The 1835-nt window shown below is 54.3% G+C and carries 1 rRNA gene; it reads left to right on the top strand.

Annotated elements, in window-relative coordinates:
• Positions 1-287: 287 nt before the first annotated feature.
• Positions 288-1808: ribosomal RNA gene (locus IFT89_RS19830) — 16S ribosomal RNA — on the top strand.
• Positions 1809-1835 lie beyond the last annotated feature (27 nt).

The raw sequence follows: 1835 nt of genomic DNA, 5'->3' as shown, positions 1-1835 counted from the left end.
TAGAGAAGTTGCCCTGCAGGGCGGTCGTGATGGCCAAAGGCAGGAGCATCCGATCCTTGAGAACTCAACAGCGTGCACAATGTCAAATGCCAAAAACCTCGTGCAATTGATGCCTTCCTTTTCGGTTGGTTGATGTTGTAAGAGATTCCTTTGGAAAACATTTAAACAAAACAAAGCAAGTCAGTAATGATTTGTTCTGTCAGTTTCAAACTTGCATCGTGTTCACCTATTCCGGTGGCATGGTGCGCGAAATGTGCCGGCTGCTTCGGTGGTCGTGCAATTCAACATTTACGGAGAGTTTGATCCTGGCTCAGGACGAACGCTGGCGGCGTGCTTAACACATGCAAGTCGAACGATGAAGCCCAGCTTGCTGGGTGGATTAGTGGCGAACGGGTGAGTAACACGTGAGTAACCTGCCCTTGACTCTGGGATAAGCGTTGGAAACGACGTCTAATACCGGATACGAGCTTCCACCGCATGGTGAGTTGCTGGAAAGAATTTTGGTCAAGGATGGACTCGCGGCCTATCAGCTTGTTGGTGAGGTAACGGCTCACCAAGGCGACGACGGGTAGCCGGCCTGAGAGGGTGACCGGCCACACTGGGACTGAGACACGGCCCAGACTCCTACGGGAGGCAGCAGTGGGGAATATTGCACAATGGGCGAAAGCCTGATGCAGCAACGCCGCGTGAGGGACGACGGCCTTCGGGTTGTAAACCTCTTTTAGCAGGGAAGAAGCGAAAGTGACGGTACCTGCAGAAAAAGCACCGGCTAACTACGTGCCAGCAGCCGCGGTAATACGTAGGGTGCAAGCGTTGTCCGGAATTATTGGGCGTAAAGAGCTCGTAGGCGGTTTGTCGCGTCTGCTGTGAAATCCCGAGGCTCAACCTCGGGTCTGCAGTGGGTACGGGCAGACTAGAGTGCGGTAGGGGAGATTGGAATTCCTGGTGTAGCGGTGGAATGCGCAGATATCAGGAGGAACACCGATGGCGAAGGCAGATCTCTGGGCCGCTACTGACGCTGAGGAGCGAAAGGGTGGGGAGCAAACAGGCTTAGATACCCTGGTAGTCCACCCCGTAAACGTTGGGCGCTAGATGTGGGGACCATTCCACGGTTTCCGTGTCGTAGCTAACGCATTAAGCGCCCCGCCTGGGGAGTACGGCCGCAAGGCTAAAACTCAAAGGAATTGACGGGGGCCCGCACAAGCGGCGGAGCATGCGGATTAATTCGATGCAACGCGAAGAACCTTACCAAGGCTTGACATATACGAGAACGGGCCAGAAATGGTCAACTCTTTGGACACTCGTAAACAGGTGGTGCATGGTTGTCGTCAGCTCGTGTCGTGAGATGTTGGGTTAAGTCCCGCAACGAGCGCAACCCTCGTTCTATGTTGCCAGCACGTAATGGTGGGAACTCATGGGATACTGCCGGGGTCAACTCGGAGGAAGGTGGGGACGACGTCAAATCATCATGCCCCTTATGTCTTGGGCTTCACGCATGCTACAATGGCCAGTACAAAGGGCTGCAATACCGTAAGGTGGAGCGAATCCCAAAAAGCTGGTCCCAGTTCGGATTGAGGTCTGCAACTCGACCTCATGAAGTCGGAGTCGCTAGTAATCGCAGATCAGCAACGCTGCGGTGAATACGTTCCCGGGCCTTGTACACACCGCCCGTCAAGTCATGAAAGTCGGTAACACCCGAAGCCAGTGGCCTAACCGCAAGGATGGAGCTGTCTAAGGTGGGATCGGTAATTAGGACTAAGTCGTAACAAGGTAGCCGTACCGGAAGGTGCGGCTGGATCACCTCCTTTCTAAGGAGCATGTGCAACGCTCGTCTG

The organism is Plantibacter sp. CFBP 13570 (genome assembly GCF_014841395.1).
GTDB classification, from domain to species: domain Bacteria; phylum Actinomycetota; class Actinomycetes; order Actinomycetales; family Microbacteriaceae; genus Plantibacter; species Plantibacter auratus.
Note: the sequence above shows the minus strand (reverse complement) of the source record. Positions and strands in the feature narration are given on the sequence as shown.